General features: G+C 63.7%; 1 protein-coding gene and 1 pseudogene. One reads left to right on the top strand and one right to left on the bottom strand.

Features of this window, described 5'->3' with window-relative positions; translation table 11 throughout:
* A pseudogene (locus NKH59_RS30645) lies at nucleotides 1-449 on the top strand (hypothetical protein); the annotation flags it as partial.
* Between the two features lie 17 nt (nucleotides 450-466).
* On the opposite strand, the gene NKH59_RS30650 reads toward NKH59_RS30645, so the two are convergent.
* Nucleotides 467-2,425: a M23 family metallopeptidase gene (locus NKH59_RS30650; protein ID WP_352542490.1), complete on the bottom strand. Its 1,959-nt coding sequence runs from the start codon at nucleotides 2,423-2,425 to the stop codon at nucleotides 467-469.
* Nucleotides 2,426-2,500 lie beyond the last annotated feature (75 nt).

The following is a 2,500-nucleotide window of genomic DNA, read 5'->3' on the forward strand; positions in this document are numbered from 1 at the left end:
CCCCTTTTTTTTTCACCCCCCCCCACCCCACACGTCTCAGCCGCCGGGCTGGTGGGCTCGGAGTTGTTAATAATCCACCCCCGCTGGCGCCCCCCGTCATCACGGCGGTCGAGGACAAGGATACGGGTGCGGCCTCGGGCATCAACAACGCCGTCTCGCGCATCGGCGGCCTGATTGCCGTGGCGGCGATGGGATCGCTGGCGGCCTGGGTCTATGCTGGCGTGCTCGGCACCGCTGCCGGCTCCGGCATTCCGGGTTTCGGCGAACCGCCGCCAGCCGGCCTGGCGCCCGGCCTCGATGCGGCACGACTTGCCGCCAGCGACGCGGCATTCGCCGCCGTTGCCGCGGTGACCGCGGTGCTTTGCCTGCTTTCGGCAATCGCCGCGTGGACGACGGTTTCCGGCGAGCGGCTGCCATGGGCGCGCGACACGGCGAATCAGCTCGGCTGACGACGAAAAACGTCGGCTCAGCCTTCGATCTTGGCGCTCGCGACCTTCAACTGATTGCTGTCTTCCTGCTTGAGCAGGTCGTCGATGCGTTCGCGCTCGCGCTTGAAGGCGACAAGGTCGTCGCCCTTCAGCGTCTTGCCGACCGGTAGGCGGACGCGCATCGAATCGACCTTTGTGCCGTTGACGATCAGTTCGTAATGAAGATGCGGACCGGTGGAGAGGCCGGTTGAGCCGAGATAGCCGATAACCTGACCCTGGCGAACGCGAACACCCGGCTCGATGCCTTTGGCAAAGGCGCTCTGGTGATTGTAGGACGTCTCGTAGCCGTTGGCGTGACGCAAGATGATCTGCTTGCCATAGCCACCGGCCCAGCCGGCTTTTTCGACGACGCCATTGCCCGCGGCAATGATCGGCGATCCCACGGGAGCTGCCCAGTCGGTGCCGGTATGCATTTTCACATACCCCAAAATGGGGTGGCGCCTGGCACCGAACCCTGACGTAAATCGGCCATTGGGCAACGGATTGCGCAGCAGAAACTGCTCGGCGCTGCTACCATTTTCGTCGAAGTAGTCGGTGCTGCCGTCCTGCATCTGGAAACGGTAGAAATTTCGCGTCGTGCCGCCGAAAGTCGCGGAGACGTAAAGCAGCTCGGATTCGTCAGACGCCTGGTCGTCGCCATCGGGTTGCGAGAACAGCACTTCGATGCGGTCCGTGGGATTGAGGCGCGACTGAAAGTCGACACCGGACGCCAGCAACTTGATCAGTCGTTGCGTCATCGCCTTGGACATGCCGTAGGAATAGGCGGTGCGGTAGATGCCGTCGTAGACGTTCGGCAGATTGCCGCGCACTACGGGCGCAGGCGAATCGTCGAACGCCGTCAGCAATTCGGGATTTGGCTCCGGCTCCTGCGCCGGCACGTACTGGTCGTGGTCGTCGAGTGCGATGGTGACGATGTGCTGGGTCCTGTCGTACACGCTGGTGCGAACGATCTTGGCGGCGTCGCCATGGACCTCAAGCCCAACGCGCAGCACGGTTCCTGCCTTGAGGGCCGTCGCATTCAGCAATTTGGCGATCGCCTCGGCCATTCCGGTGGCATCCTCGCCGGTATAGCCCGAATCAGCGAAGGCCTCGGCAATGTCGAGATCCTTGGTGAAGGGGATGATTTCCTCGGCGAAAGCCGGCGCCTGGTCGTCGATGGCGGCACGCGGCGACACCGAGACGTTTTCCGGGACGATCTTGACGTCATAGGAGCCGGCCATGCTTTCGGCGAAGCCGTCACCGAATCGCTGTGGGTCGACATAATGCAGCGAAGCGACCTGGACAGCGCCGTCGCTCAGATCGGTGCCGGCCTCGCGCACGACCTTTTCCACCTCGTCGGCAGAAAGGTCGCTCTTTTCGTCGAAGGCCGCCGTCTCGATCGGGAAATCGACGGTCTTCAAGCTCATCTCGCTTTCGACCTTGGCGCCATAGATCTGGCTGGCGGCGGCGGCTGCCGGCTGGCCGGCATTGTCGTCGCCATTGCCAAACACCTGCATCGGGTCGAAAGGCGGATAGGCCCGGCTGGTCGTGTGACCGGCGGCAAGCGCCATCTTGATCTGCACGAAAGGCATGGTGTGGATGACATCGCGGTCGCCAACCTTGGTCACCATCGACACTTCCATGCGCCGGCGATCCTTGGCCTTGGCGATCTGGCGCAGCGCGACCAGCCGTGTCGTCTTGGCAATCTCACCGGAATCGTCGCCACTGGCAAGGCTGATCAGTTCGGCGATCTCGGGTGGCGTCGCCAACTGCTGGCGGCCGTCAAGCGCTGCAAACAGCGCCACGCCCATCAGCACGCTCGAGGTCACGCCGGTAAGGAAGGTGCCCGACAGCCAGCGCGCCGAAACCTCGCGCCGGTCGGGAGGGCCGCTGCGGCCGTCCGCGATCAGCGGCGGCTCGTTGCCGAGGTCGGCTATGACATCTTCCGTGTCTGGCATCCAGAAAGGCTGCTTCTTCCCCGGGGCGGAACGGCTTGTCGTTCTTGTTGTGGCCATGACATTTGCCTGTCACGG

This window comes from Mesorhizobium sp. M0998, assembly GCF_040318885.1.
Lineage (GTDB): Bacteria > Pseudomonadota > Alphaproteobacteria > Rhizobiales > Rhizobiaceae > Mesorhizobium.